Annotated in this window: 3 protein-coding genes and 1 pseudogene; all 4 read left to right on the top strand. The window is 40.2% G+C overall.

Features of this window, described 5'->3' with window-relative positions; all coding sequences use genetic code 11:
- Window positions 1-627 (top strand): annotated as a pseudogene (locus B2Y23_RS13665) (IS5 family transposase); the annotation flags it as partial.
- 108 nt (window positions 628-735) lie between these two features.
- On the top strand, window positions 736-1,146 hold the full coding sequence (locus B2Y23_RS13660) for a transposase family protein (protein WP_171054439.1): 411 nt from the start codon (window positions 736-738) through the stop codon (window positions 1,144-1,146).
- Window positions 1,094-1,564: a transposase family protein gene (locus B2Y23_RS13655; protein WP_175966120.1), complete on the top strand. Its 471-nt coding sequence runs from the start codon at window positions 1,094-1,096 to the stop codon at window positions 1,562-1,564. Before B2Y23_RS13660 ends, B2Y23_RS13655 begins: the two co-directional genes overlap by 53 nt.
- A gap of 163 nt (window positions 1,565-1,727) precedes the next feature.
- Window positions 1,728-2,776, top strand: a 1,049-nt coding sequence (locus B2Y23_RS13650; RefSeq protein ID WP_291371400.1) for a capsule assembly Wzi family protein, incomplete at its 3' end; no start/stop codon positions are given.

Here is a 2,776-nt window from a genome sequence, read left to right as displayed (position 1 = left end):
CTCAACTGGAATTAGCGGCAAATTACCATATCGCTGAAAGAAATGTGAATCCAACCTATAACAAGGTTGAAGATGCATTGATGAAATCAAGACGTTTTACTCTGCCAAAACGAAGCATTACCACAGCAGACGAAAACTTTAACTGGGTCATTATTGATGCGACAGAATGTTCAATAGAACGTCCGAAAAAAAAATCAGAGTAAGTTCTACAGTGGTAAAAAGAAGAAACATACGCTAAAAGCACAAGTGATCTATCATCCGAACAGCAAACAAATCATAGGGCTAGATATATCGAATGGCAGTCAGCATGATATTAAATTGGCAAGAAAAACGGTTAAGAAATTCAAACATTGTGAATATGTTATGACCGATTTAGGGTACTACGGATTAGAGCAAGATGGCTTTAAGTTATTGATGCCAATAAAGAAAAAGAAGAATTTACCCTTATTTGATGTTGAGAAAAAGTACAATAAAATGATTGGAAAAATACGAGTTGTGATCGAACACATTAATAGTCAATTGAAAAGATTTAGAATATTAAGTGAACGCTATCGAAATAGACGGAAAAGATTCGGTTTACGCATTAACTTAATTGCTGCACTCGTAAACCGGATAAACTTGCAATAATGACTTTCGCAAGAGATCTAATAAATAAGTTTTAAATAGATCTCTTTCATAAATCAAAAAACGATCTTCTTTTTGGTTAATATTTGCCCTCCGGATTTCTTGGCATTCGTGCATAATCTGCGGATGAAATACATCGATTCAAACAAGCTTTCTGATCCTCAGTTCAAGCGATACACAGGCATCTCATGGTCAACTTTCTATTTGATGGTTGAGCAATTGCAGAAGCATGTCTCTGCCAAAGGCAGACCGCCCAAGTTAAGCCTGGAGGATCAGGTTCTGCTCTGTCTGAGCTATTGGCGGGAATACCGAACCTTATTTCACGTTGCGACGAGTTACGGGGTTTCAGAGCCCACAGCCTCAAGAATTGTCCGTCATGTTGAAGACTGCCTGATTCGGTCCAATCTGTTTAATTTACCCAAAGATTTACCCGAGGGCGAAGGCATCGACTGGAATGTTGTGATCGTGGATGCCACGGAAATTCCAATCCAAAGGCCTAAAAAAACAGAAGAAAAGCTATAGCGGCAAGAAAAAGACCCATACCTTTAAAGTACAGGCCATGATTCACTACAAAACTCAGCAAATTCTGAGTTTATGTACCAGTCGCGGTGCAGTGCATGATTTCGAGTTGTTCAAACGCAATTTAAACCAGATTCCTTTTGGGGCTTTTATCCTTGCAGATAAAGGCTATCAGGGGATTTATGTGTTGTATCCGAATAGCCTGTTGCCCTTAAAAGCCAAAAGACACTGTAAATTGGATCCTGAATTGAAAATCTATAATCAGGAAATCAATAAAAGAAGAATCGGAATAGAGCATGTATTTGGCAGCCTGAAAACCTTCAAAATCCTTGCTGAGCGTTATCGAAATAGAGGTAAAAGGCTTGGTTTGAGATTCAGTTTAATCGCTGGAATCTACAACTTGGAACTGAGCAAAAAATGATTTATGAAAGAGGTCTATTTTTATCTCATTTCTTGAAGCGATTTATTATTTTAAAAGTCAATTAAATCCAAGGTTTCATATTATACTGATACAGTTTCGCCATTGAATATTGTTTTTGAAATATCTATGGTTAGGCAAAAATAAACTTGAGAATATTGATCCCATGTTTCTAAAAAAACCATTATTAAGTGCACTTCTTACGACACTTTCGCTTCCTGTTTTTGCTCAAGGGCTGGTTCTGAATGATGCAAATCTTCGTACTGACTTGAACTGGTTAAACCAGCAAGGGGTGATCCAGATCAGTACCTCGACTTGGCCGCTCAGTGGTGATGAAATTCAACGTGCTCTATCCAATGCACAAGTGAGTAACAAAGTACAACAACGTGTTATTGATTCAGTTCTGGCAAAATTAACAGCAGACAATCAGCAGCTCAAAGTAGGCTTATTTGCGGAAAGTGATCCAAAAGATATTCCTCAAGCCTTTGGCGATCAGCAAAAGGCACAATTTCAGGCAGCTTTAGAGTTTAATGCAGGTGGCGAAAACTGGGATGCCAAGCTCCGGGTTAATGCCGAAAAAGATAGACAAATTGAGAATGATCAGGATGTGAATCTGGAAGGATCTTATCTTGCAGGGAAACTCTGGAATCAATGGCTGATTGCTGGCCAAATTCCGACCTATTGGGGTCCGGGACATGATGGCAGCTTGATTCGTGGCGATGCTAGCCGCCCAGTATATGGATTTATGGCACAACGTGCAGAACAAACCGCTTTTGAAACTAAATGGCTGTCCTGGATTGGGCCGTGGCAATATCAGGCTTTTGCGGGCCAATTGGATGATTATACTGCTGTTCCAGATGCCAAACTTATTGGTCTTCGTGTAACTGCCCAACCTTTATCTTACTTGGAGCTAGGTGCTTCTCGTGCGATTCAATGGGGGGGGGAAGGACGTCCTGAAAGCTTAAGTTCATTATGGGATGCTTTTGTCGGGAATAAAGATAATGGTGGTACGGGTGGGCCTGATCCATCGAACCAGATCGCTGGTTTTGATGCACGTCTGAATCTGTTTCCTTTGACACAGGTGCCTATGGGCTTCTATGGGCAATATGTTGGTGAAGATGAAGCAGGTGGTCTCCCTGCGAAGAAAATGTATCTGGCTGGGATAGACTATTCTGCAACTGTAAGAAATATGCCATATCAACTTTATACAGAATG

This window comes from Acinetobacter sp. UBA5934 (assembly GCF_002430855.1).
Lineage (GTDB): Bacteria > Pseudomonadota > Gammaproteobacteria > Pseudomonadales > Moraxellaceae > Acinetobacter.
Note: the sequence above shows the minus strand (reverse complement) of the source record. Positions and strands in the feature narration are given on the sequence as shown.